The sequence below is a fragment of the Streptomyces sp. NPDC089915 genome (assembly GCF_040684675.1).
Taxonomy (GTDB): Bacteria; Actinomycetota; Actinomycetes; order Streptomycetales; family Streptomycetaceae; genus Streptomyces.
The window spans coordinates 1-14,559 of record NZ_JBFBGN010000160.1 but is presented as its reverse complement, the minus strand read 5'-3'; the positions used below and the strand labels follow the sequence as shown (position 1 = coordinate 14,559).

Sequence of the window (14,559 nt, the reverse complement as noted above, 5' to 3'; positions counted from 1 at the left end):
TCTGGCGTTGATTTTTGGCACGCTGTTGAGTTCTCAAGGAACGGACGCTTCCTTTGTACTCACCCTCTCGGGCTTTCCTCCGGGCTTTCGTTCTTGCGATTCAGACTCTATCAGAGTCTTTCTCGCTTGCTTTCCAGGTCCTTCGCTTTCGCGCTTTTCCTTTCCGGCGGTTCCGACTCTATCAGATCCTTTCGGGCCTGACTCCCAGTCAGCGGGATTTGCCTTTGGGGCTGTTGGGCCCTTCCGGCGAGTGAGACAGTAGCGGATTCCTTGCCCCCGAAGCCAATCGGCGGCTGCGTCCTGGAACGCGGATTCCTCATTCGCAAATACGCATGAAAACGAGACGACGGAGTACGTCGTACGTTCGAATGTGTAGTGCGGGATGGCTGCCCGGGGACCGACCGGAGTCGGCGCTCACTTCGGACAACTCGAAGAACCTTACGGATCTGGAACGGGCGTGTCAACCCCACCCGGCCCACCCCGTCAGTCCTCCGAATCTCACGCCGTCCACACCTCCCGAGGGCTACGCTGCTTCCCATGACCACGCATGCACCCGAGCTCACTCTTCGTTGGTGGCCCGCCTGACGGCGGCCGACCTCCGACACGAGCACGCATGCGCTCACGGCCGCCGCCACCCGGCGGCCGTTTCGTTTTCCTCCCCCTCCTGGGAGTGACCCGGCCGCCCGACGCGGCGGACCGGCGACTCACACCACACCGCAGGACATGAGGGAGAGACAGGACATGACGAGGATCTTCAGCGGGATCACCCCGTCCGGGCACCTGACGCTGGGCAACTACCTGGGGGCCCTGCGGCAGTGGGTCCAGGCCGAGCACACGCCCACGGACGCGCTGTTCTGCGTCGTCGACCTGCACGCCCTGACCGTGGAGCACGATCCGGCGCGGCTGCGGCGGCTCACCCGGCAGAACGCCACGCTCTTCCTCGCCGCCGGGCTGGATCCACGCAGGTGCACCCTCTTCGTCCAGAGCCACGTCGCCGAGCACACCCGGCTGTCCTACCTGCTGGAGTGCACCGCCACCGACGGGGAGCTCCGGCGGATGATCCAGTACCGGGAGAAGGCGGCGAAGGCGGAGGCCGCCGGTCAGGGCGTACGGCTGTCGCTGCTGACGTATCCCGTGCTGATGGCCGCCGACATCCTGGCCTACGCGGCGGACGAGGTGCCGGTGGGCGAGGACCAGCGCCAGCACGTGGAGCTGACCCGGGACCTGGCCGTGCGGTTCAACCAGCGGTACGGGCACACCTTCACCGTGCCCAGGGCGACGCTGCCCGCCGTCGGCGCGCGGGTCATGGACCTCCAGGACCCGACGTCGAAGATGGGGAAGTCCAGTGAGAACACCGCCGGCGTCGTCTACCTCCTCGACGAGCCGGCCGTGATCACCAAGAAGGTGATGCGGGCCGTGACGGACAGCGGCGAGGGCGGGGTCGTCTACGACCGGGCCGCGCGGCCCGGGGTGGCGAACCTGCTGGACGTGCTGGCCGCCTGTACGGGCGGCGACCCGGAGAAGCTCGCCGGGGAGTACGCGCAGTACGGGCCGCTGAAGCGGGACGTGGCCGAGGCGGTGGTGGAGCTGCTGCGGCCGCTGCAGGAGCGGCACGCCGAGCTGGCGTCCGACCCGGGCGAGGTGGAGCGGGTGCTGCGGGAGGGGGCCGAGCGGGCGCGGGGTCTCGCGCGGCCGGTGGTGGACCGGGCGTACGAGGCCATCGGGCTGCTGCCCGCGTGAGGGAGGGCGGAGGGGCCCGGCCGGGGCCCCTCCCCCGTCTCAGCTGTTGCCGGTGGCGAGTTCGCGGCTGCGGTCGCGGGCCGCTTCGAGGGCGGCGATGAGGGCCGCGCGCACGCCGTGCTTCTCCAGTTCGACGATGGCGTTGATCGTCGTACCGGCCGGGGAGGTGACGGCCTCGCGGAGCTTGACCGGGTGCTCGCCGCTGTCGCGGAGCATCACGGCGGCGCCGATGGCGGCCTGGACGATGAGGTCGTGGGCCTGGGCGCGGGGCAGTCCGAGGAGGATGCCCGCGTCGGTCATGGCCTCGACGAGGAAGTAGAAGTAGGCGGGGCCGGAGCCGGAGAGGGCGGTGGCCGCGTCCTGCTGGGACTCGGGGACGCGCAGGGTCTTGCCGACGCCGCCGAAGATCTCCTCGGCGTGGGCGAGGTGCGCGGCGGTGGCGTGGCTGCCGGCCGAGATGACGGACATGGCCTCGTCGACGAGGGCGGGGGTGTTCGTCATGACGCGGACGACGGGGGTGCCGGGGGCGAGCCGCTCCTCGAAGAAGGCGGTGGGGATGCCGGCGGCGCCGCTGATGACCAGGCGGTCGGCGGGGACGTGGGGGGCGAGCTCTTCGAGGAGCTTGCCCATGTCCTGCGGCTTGACGGTGAGGATGAGGGTGTCGGCGCGCTTGGCCGCTTCGGCGTTGCTGACGGCCTCGACGCCGTAGCGGCTGTGGAGCTCGGCGGCGCGTTCGGGGCGGCGGGCGGTGACGAGCAGCTTGCCGGCCGGCCACCCGCCGCGGATCATCCCGCTGAGCAGGGCCTCGCCGATCTTGCCGGTACCGAGGACCGCGACTGTCTGGGTCATGCCCTATTCACCTCGCCGAACGAACGAACCTTCAGGACTCACGCCCTCATCCTTGCACCCGTCCGCGTGCGGGGGAGCGGGGTGTCCGCTCCGTGGTCAGGGCGTGCGGCGGCGGAGGGTGGCGGCGCCGAGGGCGAGGACGAGCAGGGCGCAGGCGGCGACGATGACGGTGTCGCGGACGAAGTCGGCGGTCATGTCGGTGTGGGTGAGGACCTGGGTCATGCCGTCGACGGCGTAGGACATGGGCAGGACGTCGGAGATGCCGTCGAGGACGGGCTGCATGGTGCCGCGCGGGGCGAAGAGTCCGCACAGGAGCAGCTGCGGGAAGATCACGGCCGGCATGAACTGGACGGCCTGGAACTCGGACGCGGCGAAGGCGGAGACGAACAGGCCGAGGGCGGTGCCGAGGAGGGCGTCGAGCAGGGCGACGAGGAGCAGCAGCCAGGCGGAGCCGGTGATGTCGAGGCCGAGGACCCACAGGGCGAGGCCGGTGGCGAGGAGGGACTGGACGACGGCGACGGCGCCGAAGGCGAGGGCGTAGCCGGCGATGAGGTCTCCCTTGCCCAGCGGCATGGCGAGGAGGCGTTCGAGGGTGCCGGAGGTGCGTTCGCGGAGGGTGGCGATGGAGGTCACGAGGAACATCGTGATGAGGGGGAAGATCCCGAGGAGGGACGCGCCGATGCTGTCGAAGGTGCGCGGGCTGCCGTCGAAGACGTAGCGGAGCAGGGTCAGCATCAGGACGGGGACCAGCAGCATCAGGGCGATGGAGCGCGGGTCGTGGCGCAGCTGGCGCAGGACGCGGGCGGCGGTGGCGAGGGTGCGGGCGCCGTTCATCGCTGGGTCTCCCGGGTGAGGTCTTCGGTGCGGGCGTGGGTGCGGGCGTTGGCCTTGGCGTTGGCGTCGGCGTCGGCGTTGGCGTTGGCCTCGTCGACGAGGCGGAGGAAGGCCTCCTCGACGGTGGCGGCGCCGGTGCGGGTGCGGAGGGCTTCGGGGGTGTCCTGGGCGAGGATCCGGCCTTCGCGCATGAGGAGCAGGTCGTGGCAGCGCTCGGCCTCGTCCATGACGTGGGAGGAGACGAGGATCGTGACGCCCCGGGCGGCGGTGATCTCGTGGAAGAGGTTCCAGAGGTCGCGGCGCAGGACGGGGTCGAGGCCGACGGTGGGTTCGTCGAGGACGAGCAGTTCGGGGGTGCCGAGGAGGGCGACGGCGAGGGAGACGCGGCTGCGCTGGCCGCCGGAGAGGTTTCCGGCGAGGGCGGTGGTGCGGCTGGTGAGGTCGACGTCGGCGATGGCGCGTTCGACGGCGGCGCGGCGGCGGTCGGCGGCTGCGCGGCCGGGGTCGAGGACGGCGGCGAAGTAGTCGAGGTTCTGCCGGACGGTGAGGTCGTCGTAGACGGAGGGGGCCTGGGTGACGTAGCCGAGCCGGGCGCGGAGTTCGGGGTGGCCGGCGGGGCGGCCGAGGACGTCGAGGGTGCCGGTGACGTGGGCCTGGGTGCCGACGACGGTGCGCATGAGGGTGGATTTGCCGCAGCCGGAGGGGCCGAGGAGGCCGGTGATGCGGCCGCGGGGGACGTCGAAGGCGATGCGGTCGAGGACGGTGCGGGGGGTGCGGCCGGTGCCGCGGCGGACGGTGAGGTCGTGGGCGTGGACGGCGGGAGGGGGCTCCTCCGGCGAGTTATTCACCATGTGATGAATAATGCTCCTGGCGGTGCCGGGGCGTCAATCGGCCCGGAGCCGGTCGTTACAGGTGTCGCGGGGCCGGGGCTACTTCTTGCGCTTGGGGCGGCGGCGGGCGGCCGGGTTGCCCGTACGGGAGCTGCGGCGGCGGTCGTACTCGGCGGCGGCGCGCTCGTACTCGGCGCGGTGGAGCCTCTCGCCGGGGGCCTCGGTGAGGCTGCGCAGGAAGTACGCCAGGAGGGAGCCGATGAAGCCGATCGCCTTCAGGCCCTTGAGGGCGGCCTCGTCGGAGGACGGGGCGGGGCGGCGGCCGAAGGACTCCCAGGTCTTGGCGAAGGCGATGGCCGTGGCGATCGCGAACAGCACGATCACGGAGATGCTGAGGAACGGGCCGACGTTGCCGATCTCCAGGCCCTCGTAGGCGAGGCGCAGCAGGTAGGCGCCGACCGCGGCGGCGAGGAGCGAGCCGGCGGCCAGGCCGGCGCGGCGCAGGGCGTAGCCGTTGTCGTGGTCCACCCAGCTCGTGCCGAAGAACCGGATCGGCTCGGGCTGCGGCCCGGCGGGCGGCTCGGCCGGGCCGGCGGGGGTGCTCTGGTCTCGCTGCTCTTCGCTCACATCCGCGATTATCCCCCCGGCGGGGCGGCCCGCCGGGGGTGTCTCACCTGGCAGAACGGGTGACCGTCCGGCTACGGCGTCAGCCGCAGCGGCCGGCGACGTAGCCGTCGGAGCCGGTGTGGACGTAGGCGTCGGAGACGAAGCGGCCGTTGCCGACGCAGTCCCAGAGGTCCGTCGTCCCGTACGGGCCCGAGACGGTCGTGCCGGGGCACTGGCAGCGGATGGTGACGTAACCGCCGACCGGGATGGAGTCGATGATCGCGTAGTTGGTGCCCGGTCCGCTGCGGACGTTGACCCGGTAGCCGGGTGCGGTCGGGAAGGTCGGTCCGGCGTCGCCGGAGAGGCTCTGGACTTGGCTTGATTCGTTCTCTACGGACATGTTTTGTCTCCCCCCATGGGTGTTGCACCGCGCAACGCGCGCAGGGTAGCAAGCCCTTGGATGTTGCCATGGGCCATCGGCTAGGCTCCGTCGGGGGTGGTGAGCGGTGCAGTCGCGGCGCGCGGACTACGCCGGGTTTCCGGAGTACGCCGGGCAGTACCGGCTCGAATCCGTGCTCGGCTCCGGCGGCATGGGCGTCGTCCATCTGGCCGCCTCCAGCTCGGGGCTGAAACTCGCCGTCAAGGTCGTGCACGCGCAGCACGCCGTGGACCCGGAGTTCCGTGCGCGCTTCCGCCAGGAGGTCGCGGCCGCCCGGCGGGTGAGCGGGGCCTTCACCGCGCCCGTCGTCGACGCCGATCCGGATGCCGAGCGGCCGTGGATGGCCACCCTGTTCATCGACGCGCCGACCCTCTCCGAGCGGGTGCGGGAGCGGGTGCTCGACGCCGTCGAGCTGACCCGGCTCGCGGCCGGTCTGGCGGAGGCGCTGCGGGACATCCACCGGGCCGGGGTGGTGCACCGGGACCTCAAGCCGAGCAACGTGCTGATGGCGCCGGACGGGGTGCGGGTCATCGACTTCGGCATCTCGCGCCCGGCCGACAGCGACCTGCGGACCGAGACCGGCAAGCTGATCGGGACCCCGCCGTTCATGGCGCCGGAGCAGTTCCAGCGGCCGCGCGAGGTGGGGACGGCGGCGGACGTGTTCGCGCTGGGCGCGGTGCTGGTGCACGCGGCGACCGGGCGCGGGCCCTTCGACTCCGACAGCCACTACCTCGTGGCGTACCAGGTCGTGCACAGCGAGCCTGATCTGACGGGGCTGCCGGCCCGGCTGGTGCCGATCGTGGCGCGGTGCCTGGCGAAGGACCCGGGCGAGCGGCCGACCGCCGAGGCGCTGATCGCGGAGATGCGCGCCGTGGCGTACCCGACGGGCGAGGACACGCAGGCGTTCATACCGCAGCCACGGCGGCCGGCGGCGGTCGAGGAGCCGGAGGAGCCGACCCACCGGCGGCAGCTGATCCCGCCGGAGCCGCCGCCCGCCGCGCGCCGGCGCCGGATCCGGCCGGCGCTGCTGGCGGCCGGGCTGGGGGTCCTGCTCACGGCGGGGGCGGTCGGCGGGTACCTGTGGTCGGCCGCCGGCACCGACGCGCCGGGCCGGCCCGGCGCCCACGCGTCGGCGCGGCCGGACACGGCGTTCACCCCGTGGTCGGCCTCACCGGGCGCGCCCCCGGTGTCCTGCTCGGCGGCGGCCGGCGGCCTGTTCTGCTCGGGGCCGGGGCTGGCGGGCGCCCGGCTCGGCCCGGCCGACGGTTCGACGGCCTGGACGGTACGCGCGAACGTGCCCCCCTTCGGCGTGTCCAGCAGCACCGCACCGTCGTACTCGGCCGGATCGGTCGTGGTGCTGGCACCCGGCAGCCAGCTGCTCCAGGCGCTGGAGCCGGGCACGGGCGCCGAGCGCTGGCAGCGGAAGCTGGCCGGCGGCACGCGCGTGGTGACCGCGGGCCCGTACGTGGTCACGGTGGCGGCGGACGGCACGGTCACCGCCCTCGACGGAGCCGGCGGGGCCCAGAGGTGGAGCCGCCACATCGCCGGCGCCGGGTCGGTGTGGTGGGGCGGGGCCGGAGCGGCGGGCGCGCCGTTGCTCTACACCGTGACGGCCGACGCCGACGGCGCCGCGACGCAGCTCAGCGAGATCGATCCGGCCACCGGTGCCGTGCGCCGGCAGACCCGGACCTCCGGAGAGCTGCGGCCGATCGGAGTGGCCCGCGGCGCGCTGTACCTGCTCGACAACGCCTCCGCCGGCGTCAGAGCGGTCGGGATCGTACGGGTGGACCTGGTCACCCACGCCATACGCCGGGTACAGCTGTCGGCCCCGCTGTACGAGGTGGACGCGACGGTGGGCCCCGACGGGACGGTGTACGCCTTCGGCACGCGGGGCGGCCTCGTGGCGATCGGCGAGGAGAAGGAGCTGTGGCGGCTGGAGACGGGCGCGGCGTACGCCTCCCGGCCGGTGTTCGCGGACGGACGGGTCTACCTGTCCGCTTCGGACGGCCGCCTCCTCGCCGTCGACGCCGGCGCGGGCAGGCTCGTCGGCCAGACCAAGCCGCGGATGCCCGCCACCCAGGGCACCGTCACCGCCGCCCTCCCCGCGCCGGTCGTCGCCGACGGCCGGGTGTACTCGTCGGCGCCGGACGGCACGGTGTTCGCCCAGGACGCGAGGAACCCCGCCGGGTGGTGACGCCGGCGCCGCCGGACGGGGCCCGGCGCATCCGGAAGGCGGCGTGAAGAACCCCGCCGGGCGGTGATCAGCCCGGCGGGGTCGCTCCGGGACCAGCCCGGCTCCGGTACTAGCCCAGCTTCGAGACGTCGCGGACCGCGCCCTTGTCGGCGCTGGTGGCCATCGCCGCGTACGCGCGCAGCGCCGCCGAGACCGTGCGGACGCGGGTCTTCGGGGCGTAGACGCCGCCGAGGGCCGCGTGGCGGGCGGCCAGCGTGGCCTCGTCGACCAGGAGCTCGATCGAGCGGTTCGGGATGTCGATGCGGATCCGGTCGCCGTCCTCGACGACCGCGATGTCGCCGCCCGAGGCCGCCTCCGGGGAGGCGTGGCCGATGGACAGGCCGGAGGTGCCGCCGGAGAAGCGGCCGTCCGTCACCAGCGCGCAGACCTTGCCGAGGCCGCGGCCCTTGAGGAACGACGTCGGGTAGAGCATCTCCTGCATGCCGGGGCCGCCGCGCGGGCCCTCGTAGCGGATGACGACGACGTCACCGGGCTGGATCTCCTTGCGGAGGATCTTGTCCACGGCCTCGTCCTGCGACTCGCAGACGACCGCCGGGCCCTCGAAGGTCCAGATCGACTCGTCGACGCCGGCCGTCTTCACGACGCAGCCGTCGGCCGCGATGTTGCCGCGCAGCACCGCGAGGCCGCCGTCCTTGGAGTACGCGTGCTCCACGGAGCGGATGCAGCCGCCCTCGGCGTCGAGGTCGAGGGTCTCCCAGCGCTCGGACTGGGAGAAGGCGGTGGCGGAGCGCTTGCAGCCGGGGGCCGCGTGCCACAGCTCCATGGCCTCCTCGGAGGCCGTGCCGGAGCGGGCGTCCCACTTCGCGAGCCAGTCGTCCAGGCCCTGGGAGTGGACGGTGGTGACGTCCTTGTTGAGGAGGCCGCCGCGGTGCAGCTCGCCGAGGATGGCGGGGATGCCGCCGGCGCGGTGCACGTCCTCCATGTAGTACGTGCCGCCGGGGGCGACGTTCGGGGCGACCTTGGCCAGGCAGGGGACGCGGCGCGAGACGGCGTCGATGTCCTTGAGGTCGTAGTCCAGGCCCGCCTCCTGCGCGGCGGCCAGCAGGTGCAGGATCGTGTTGGTCGAGCCGCCCATGGCGATGTCCAGGGCCATGGCGTTCTCGAAGGCCTCGCGGGAGGCGATGCTGCGCGGCAGGACGGATTCGTCGCCGCCCTCGTAGTAGCGCTTGGTGATCTCCACGACCGTGCGGCCGGCGTCCTCGTACAGGGCGCGGCGGGCGGTGTGCGTGGCGAGGACCGAGCCGTTGCCGGGGAGGGCCAGGCCGATGGCCTCGGCGAGGCAGTTCATCGAGTTGGCGGTGAACATGCCAGAACACGAGCCGCAGGTCGGACAGGCGTTCTCCTCGATGCGGAGGATGTCCGCGTCCGAGATGTTCTCGTTGGAGGCGTCGACCATGGCGTCGATCAGGTCGAGCTTGCGGACGGTGCCGTCGACGAGGGTGGCCTGGCCGGCCTCCATCGGGCCGCCGGAGACGAACACGACGGGGATGTTGAGGCGCATCGCGGCCATCAGCATGCCCGGGGTGATCTTGTCGCAGTTGGAGATGCAGATCAGCGCGTCGGCGCAGTGCGCCTCGACCATGTACTCGACGCTGTCCGCGATCAGGTCGCGGGAGGGCAGGGAGTACAGCATGCCCGCGTGGCCCATGGCGATGCCGTCGTCGACGGCGATCGTGTTGAACTCGCGCGGGATGGCGCCGGCGGCGCGGATGGCGTCCGAGACGATGCGGCCGACCGGGGCCAGGTGGGTGTGGCCGGGGACGAACTCGGTGAAGGAGTTGGCGACCGCGATGATCGGCTTGCCGATGTCCTCGCTCGCTACGCCCGACGCGCGCATCAGCGCACGGGCGCCTGCCATGTTGCGGCCGTGGGTGACGGTGCGGGACCTCAGCTCGGGCATGCGGTTTCACTCCCCATGAGTGCGGCTGCGCGTACGGTCAGCCGCGACTGCGGATATGGCTCGGTTACGAGGCTACGCCCAACGCCCGCGATCCGGACACCTGGTCCGGATGCCGGGACGGCAGGGTCGCTCCTCGGTCACGCCCGGCCCGCTCACGCCTCGGTGAGGTAGCGCTGGAGGGTCGGGGCCACCAGCGCCACGATCTCCTCCGGGTCCGCGGACGCCAGGGGCTCCATCTGGACGACGTACCGCACGAAGGCGATCCCGATCAGGTGCGAGGCCGCCAGCTCGGCGCGGAAGGTGGGCTCCGGGACGTCGAGGTCGGCGGCCACCCGCTCCAGGACGCGGCGCAGGATCAGGGTGCGCAGCACCTTCGCGGCCGCCTCGTGGGTGAGCGCGGAGCGGATCACGGCGAGCAGGGGCGCGCGCGTGGCCGGGTTCTCCCACACGCCCAGGAAGTAGCGGGCCAGGCGCTCGCCGATGCCGTCCGGGCCCTCGCCGACGACGGCCGGGACCACCAGGGCGGGTTCCATGGTGACCTCGATGGCGGCGGCGAACAGGTCGTCCTTGCTGCCGAAGTAGTGGTGCACCAGCGCCGGGTCCACCCCGGCCACCTTCGCGACGCCGCGCACGGAGGTCTTGTCGTACCCGCGCTCCGCGAACACCTCGCGGGCGGCGAGGCGGATCCGCTCCTGGGTGCCGGGACCCTCCTCGGCCTCGTCCTGGCGGGGCCGCCCGGGGCCGCGCCGCCGGACGGGCCCGGTCACCGCCGGTCCCCGGCCGGGGCGGCGAGGTGGCGGCGGGTGAAGGCCAGGGCCTCGGCGAGATCGGCCTCACGCTCGGCGGCGGACATCGCGCGCCGCGTGTTGACCTCGATGACGACGTGCCCGTCGAAGGAGCTTCGGGCCAGGCCGGTGAGCAGCTCGGCGCAGGGCTGCGTACCGCGCCCGGGGACGAGGTGCTCGTCCTTGGCGGAGCCGTTGCCGTCGGCGAGGTGGATGTGGGCGAGGCGGTCGCCCATCCGGTCGATCATCGCGGAGGCGTCGGTGCGGGCGGTGGCGGTGTGCGACAGGTCGACGGTGAAGTGCCGGTAGTCGTCCTTGGTGACGTCCCACTCGGGCGCGTACGCGAGCATCTCGCGGTCGCGGTAGCGCCAGGGGTACATGTTCTCGACGGCGAACCGGACGTCGGTCTCGTCCGCCATCCGCCAGATCCCGCTGACGAAGTCGCGCGCGTACTGGCGCTGCCACCGGAACGGCGGGTGCACGACGACGGTGGACGCCCCCAGCTTCTCGGCGGCGGCCTGCGCCCGCTGGAGCTTGGTCCACGGGTCGGTGGACCACACCCGCTGGGTGATCAGCAGGCAGGGCGCGTGCACGGCGAGGATCGGCACCTGATGGTGGTCCGACAGCCGGCGCAGGGCCTCGATGTCCTGGCTGACCGGGTCCGTCCAGACCATGACCTCGACGCCGTCGTAGCCGAGGCGGGCGGCGATCTCGAAGGCCGTCGCCGTGGACTCCGGGTAGACGGAGGCGGTGGACAGGGCGACTTTCGGGGCGCTGCTGCTCGGATTACGGACCACGGAGCCAGATTACGGGCCACCCGCCGTCGCCCCGGCACATAAACCCACTCTCGTCATACTTTTCACATCAACGCCGAGGCGTCCCGGCCCGCGGTCCGCGAGAACCGGCCACGCGCGGCGGAATCGGGGCAGTTTGCCGCGCTCCCCCCTCCCCCGTGCGGCCGCCCGCCATCCTGGAGCCCCTGACCAGCCCCGGGACGGAGCAGCGCATGGCCCCCTTGATCCCCTTCGACGCAGTCGTCCACCACTTCGAGGAGTTCGAGCACACCGCCTGGCGGCTGGAGACGCAGCGGTCGTACGCCGTGGACCGCGCGGGCGAGCGGTGGGAGCGCTGGCGGGCGGGCGCGGCGTTCGGCTACGAACCCGACGTCCCCTGGCACGCCCTCGTCCGGAAGGCCGCCGAGGCCGGCAAGCGCTTCGAACGCGTCCGGCTCGTCGACACCCCCGCCACCGACGGCCAGCGCTACCTGCTGGCCACGGGCGCGGGGAACGTCGAGGCGGGCGAGGACATCCGCAACCTCACCCGCTCCGACGCCGTGCGGCACGGCCTGCCGGACTTCGACTTCTGGCTCTTCGACTCCCGCACGGTGATGAGGTTCGAGTTCGGCCCGAACGGCGACACCCTCGGCGTCCGGATGATCGAAACCCCCGAAACGGTCCTCGCCGCCTGCCAGACCCGAGACCTGGCCTGGCACTTCGCGACCCCGACGGCCGAATTCAACGCGTCGACCCCGTCCGCCCCGTAGGCCGACACCGGGCGGCGGCCTTCCCGGTCATCTCGTGTGATAGGGCTATCGGGCGGTGAACCGCAACACGAGGAACGGACTTTGGGGGATCAGTGCAGCCGGAGAACGGGCCAGCCATCGGCCTCAGCCCGAGCGAGACGGCAGCCCTCCTGCTGGACAAGATCCGCCAGGGCGACGACTACGCCCGCACCCGCAAGAGGCGGTTCGGCCGGGGTGCCGCCGCCACCAAGGTGGCGGCCCTGGTCCTGTCCGCCGCCTCCACCGTCGTCCTCGGCCTGCAGAACCTCAACCCCTGGACCGGCCTGGCCCTGGCGTGCGTGGCACTGGTGACACTGCTGGGAGCCGTCGAGCCGTTCTTCAACTGGCGGTCCCGCTCCGTACTGATGGAGGAGGCCCAGTACCGGTTCCGGCGGCTCGGCGACGACCTCGAATACCTCGTGGCGTCAACCGCCGCCGACGAGCTCACCTTCGACCAGCTCGGCGAGGTCTTCACCCGCTACCAAGGCGTCTGGGACGACCTGAGCCGCACCTGGCTGGAACACCGCCGCGAGGCGGCCCGCGGGGGCACCGCCTGACCGCGTACGCGCACGCCCCTCACCCCTTGAGCGCGCCCACCTCCCGGGCGCGTTCCCTCAGGTCGCGGACCGCCCGCACCGTGCCGTACGGGCCCAGCCGGAGGTTCATCAGCTCGAAGTGCTCGTCCCCGCGCGCCGACGAGAGCACCTCGTACTCGTCGAGGAACCTCCCCCACGACTCGCACGCCGCCTCCACGTGCCCGATCGACAACTGCCGCTGCGCGAGCAGCCCGTACGCGTGCAGACGCCCCTGTCGTTCCTGCGCCGGCTGGAACCGGATCGACTCCCGCAGCGTGCGGACCGACCCCGCGACGTCCTTGGTCTCGTTCAGCACGTGCGCGACGTGGAAGAGGTACGCCGTCCGGTCGTACCCGCCGACCGACTCCCTCCGGTCGTCCGCCCTGGCCAGCGCCTCCTCGGCCTCCCGGAGCCGGGCGAAGGCCTGCCGCCTGTCCCCGACCATCGCCGCACCGTGCGCCTGCTGCCCGCGCAGGAACGCGACCAGACGCGGCCCGGCGACCGGAGCGGCCTCCGCCGCCGAGTCCGCGAGCTCCAGGGCCCGCCTCCCGTAGCCCAGGTTGGACGCCTGGAGGGACATCCCGCGCAGGGTGCGGCAGTACGTGACGTGGTCCTCCGCCTCCCCGGCGAGCTTGAGCGCGGACACGTAGTAGTCCTGCCCGAGCCGGTGCCGCCGCTCGTACATCGCCATCCACCCCGTGAGGTACACCAGGTCCGAGGCGGCCGCGAGCAGGCTCTTCCGCACCGGAGCCGCCGCCTCGGCCTTGAGCCAGGGCCCGACCGTGTTCACCAGGAAGGCCGCCGCCATCGGCCGGGCGTGCCCCGCGCCCAGCTCGTCGAGGATGTCTGCGATCCGTTCCGTCATCGCCCCCACGGCGTCCACCTGCGCCTGCCCGACCCGCGTCGTCACCTTGCCGGGCCGCACCGGCTCGGGGCCGTCGGCCCGCGCCAGGGTCGGAAAGAGCGGGATGGCCAGGGCCGCGGAGAAGACCCCCGCCGCGATCACCCGCCGCCGCGAGGGATCCATGTCGGCCCGCCCCAGCTCGACCAGTTCCCGCACGGTGTCCTCGTCCCCCACCGCCCCCGGCGCGGTGAGACCGGCCTCGGCGTAGGTGACCGGCCGTCCCAGCTTCCGCTCGAACGCCTCGATGATCAGGGCCCTGACCCGGGGCCGGGGCTGGTGGCCGGCCACCCACTGGGACACCGCGGGCTGCCCGTACGTGAGGACGAGCCCGGCCTCAGCACCGACGCGGTTGACGATCGAGGCGAACTGGCTTCTCGACCATCCGGCCTGCTCAAGGAGCGTGGTGAGGCCGGTGTTGGACGTACGTGAGCGTCGAGCCATGTGCAACTCCCCACACGTGCATGGCTTGCATGCTTCTCCGACTCCTCAACGGTACTCGCGGAGGGGGTGCGCGCGGTTACCTCTTCACATCACGCAGTGACGGGACGGCAGTTGGCCGTCCCGCCGACGAGGGCAGGGAGCGACCACCCCATGACCACCCGCACCACCGAACGCGCGCCGCGTGGCGTCCTCGGCATCGACACGTCGGACGGCCCCGAACCCAGCCGTGACCTCCTCGAACGCGCACGGCGCGGCTGGGACCGCTTCATCGCCTCCCTTGGCGAAGGGCCATCGGCCGATGAGCGCTGAACACTACGAGTACGTCCCCCACCGCCTCCTGCGCCGCCGCGTGCGCGACATCGCCTCCGGCGTCGAGGGGGAGCTGGTGGCGGTGATCAACGAGAACGTCTCGGACTCGCCGCTCCGCGAGCACTGGGTGGAACTGGCCTACATCCGCAACGCGTCCGGCCGCGAGTTCACCACGGCAGCCGCGAACGTCCTCCCCGCCTGAGGAAACGGCACCAGAAGACGACCGGCAGGGCATCCCAACCCCAGACGGCGGCAGGCCGCCGATCCGAGAGGAGCGCGTAGCGATCCCGGGCGCCCGGAGGTCCCGAACGGGGGTCCTGGTCGGCATTCCGTGCGGGTACCAGCCCCAGACGGGCGGCGGACGCCGAGCCGAGAGGAGCGCGTAGCGATCTGACGCGGACGTCGGCGCCGCTTGCCCTCTGGCGTCGGCCCGGCTACCCGGTCTGCCGGCCCCCGGCCGCCCCGCCTGCTCGCTGAGGGAGCCGGATGCCCCGACCCTGGACCGTGCCGTCCTTTTGGGGGTTTCCCGGCA

General features: G+C 72.7%; 14 protein-coding genes and 1 pseudogene. 6 read left to right on the top strand and 9 right to left on the bottom strand.

What is annotated here, in order from left to right:
- Positions 1-741 precede the first annotated feature (741 nt).
- The gene (gene trpS, locus AB0O29_RS30590) at positions 742-1,740 is read left to right on the top strand and encodes a tryptophan--tRNA ligase (RefSeq protein ID WP_365157998.1); all 999 of its coding nucleotides are present in this window, start codon (positions 742-744) and stop codon (positions 1,738-1,740) included.
- Between the two features lie 39 nt (positions 1,741-1,779).
- Here trpS and proC read toward each other — a convergent pair whose 3' ends face one another.
- From proC to AB0O29_RS30565, 5 genes are all read right to left on the bottom strand, one after another.
- Entirely contained in the window at positions 1,780-2,589 is an 810-nt protein-coding gene (proC, locus tag AB0O29_RS30585; RefSeq protein WP_365157995.1) for a pyrroline-5-carboxylate reductase, read from the bottom strand.
- Between the two features lie 96 nt (positions 2,590-2,685).
- A complete protein-coding gene (locus tag AB0O29_RS30580; RefSeq protein ID WP_365157993.1) occupies positions 2,686-3,423 on the bottom strand; it encodes an ABC transporter permease in 738 nt (245 codons plus the stop codon).
- Positions 3,420-4,274, bottom strand: a complete 855-nt coding sequence (locus AB0O29_RS30575; RefSeq protein WP_365157991.1) for an ABC transporter ATP-binding protein — start codon at positions 4,272-4,274, stop codon at positions 3,420-3,422. The genes AB0O29_RS30580 and AB0O29_RS30575 overlap by 4 nt, the downstream gene beginning before the upstream one ends.
- A 78-nt stretch (positions 4,275-4,352) precedes the next feature.
- Positions 4,353-4,880 carry a hypothetical protein gene (locus AB0O29_RS30570; protein WP_365157988.1) on the bottom strand — a complete coding sequence of 176 codons (528 nt, stop codon included), beginning with the start codon at positions 4,878-4,880 and terminating at the stop codon, positions 4,353-4,355.
- A gap of 79 nt (positions 4,881-4,959) precedes the next feature.
- Positions 4,960-5,259, bottom strand: coding sequence for a peptidase (locus tag AB0O29_RS30565; protein ID WP_365157986.1), 300 nt, complete (start codon positions 5,257-5,259; stop codon positions 4,960-4,962).
- A 106-nt stretch (positions 5,260-5,365) separates the two neighbouring features.
- On the opposite strand from AB0O29_RS30565, the gene AB0O29_RS30560 reads away from it, so the two are divergent.
- Positions 5,366-7,492: a serine/threonine-protein kinase gene (locus AB0O29_RS30560; protein WP_365157984.1), complete on the top strand. Its 2,127-nt coding sequence runs from the start codon at positions 5,366-5,368 to the stop codon at positions 7,490-7,492.
- 109 nt (positions 7,493-7,601) lie between these two features.
- Here the strand turns inward: AB0O29_RS30560 and ilvD are convergent, their stop codons facing one another.
- From ilvD to AB0O29_RS30545, 3 genes are all read right to left on the bottom strand, one after another.
- Positions 7,602-9,452, bottom strand: a complete 1,851-nt coding sequence (gene ilvD / locus AB0O29_RS30555; protein ID WP_365157981.1) for a dihydroxy-acid dehydratase — start codon at positions 9,450-9,452, stop codon at positions 7,602-7,604.
- Positions 9,453-9,604: 152 nt separating this feature from the next.
- Entirely contained in the window at positions 9,605-10,219 is a 615-nt protein-coding gene (locus AB0O29_RS30550) for a TetR family transcriptional regulator (protein ID WP_365157978.1), read from the bottom strand.
- On the bottom strand, positions 10,216-11,034 hold the full coding sequence (locus AB0O29_RS30545; RefSeq protein ID WP_365157976.1) for a sugar phosphate isomerase/epimerase: 819 nt from the start codon (positions 11,032-11,034) through the stop codon (positions 10,216-10,218). Before AB0O29_RS30545 ends, AB0O29_RS30550 begins: the two co-directional genes overlap by 4 nt.
- Positions 11,035-11,243: 209 nt before the next feature.
- On the opposite strand from AB0O29_RS30545, the gene AB0O29_RS30540 reads away from it, so the two are divergent.
- A complete protein-coding gene (locus tag AB0O29_RS30540) occupies positions 11,244-11,780 on the top strand; it encodes a DUF6879 family protein (RefSeq protein ID WP_365157973.1) in 537 nt (178 codons plus the stop codon).
- A gap of 92 nt (positions 11,781-11,872) precedes the next feature.
- Positions 11,873-12,355 carry an SLATT domain-containing protein gene (locus tag AB0O29_RS30535; RefSeq protein ID WP_365157971.1) on the top strand — a complete coding sequence of 161 codons (483 nt, stop codon included), beginning with the start codon at positions 11,873-11,875 and terminating at the stop codon, positions 12,353-12,355.
- Between the two features lie 19 nt (positions 12,356-12,374).
- Here the strand turns inward: AB0O29_RS30535 and AB0O29_RS30530 are convergent, their stop codons facing one another.
- Positions 12,375-13,718: a hypothetical protein gene (locus AB0O29_RS30530; protein WP_365157968.1), complete on the bottom strand. Its 1,344-nt coding sequence runs from the start codon at positions 13,716-13,718 to the stop codon at positions 12,375-12,377.
- Positions 13,719-13,868: 150 nt separating this feature from the next.
- On the opposite strand from AB0O29_RS30530, the gene AB0O29_RS30525 reads away from it, so the two are divergent.
- Both AB0O29_RS30525 and AB0O29_RS30520 read left to right on the top strand, forming a co-directional pair.
- Positions 13,869-14,027: a hypothetical protein gene (locus AB0O29_RS30525; RefSeq protein ID WP_365157965.1), complete on the top strand. Its 159-nt coding sequence runs from the start codon at positions 13,869-13,871 to the stop codon at positions 14,025-14,027.
- Positions 14,017-14,309, top strand: a pseudogene (locus tag AB0O29_RS30520) (hypothetical protein). Before AB0O29_RS30525 ends, AB0O29_RS30520 begins: the two are co-directional and overlap by 11 nt.
- Positions 14,310-14,559 lie beyond the last annotated feature (250 nt).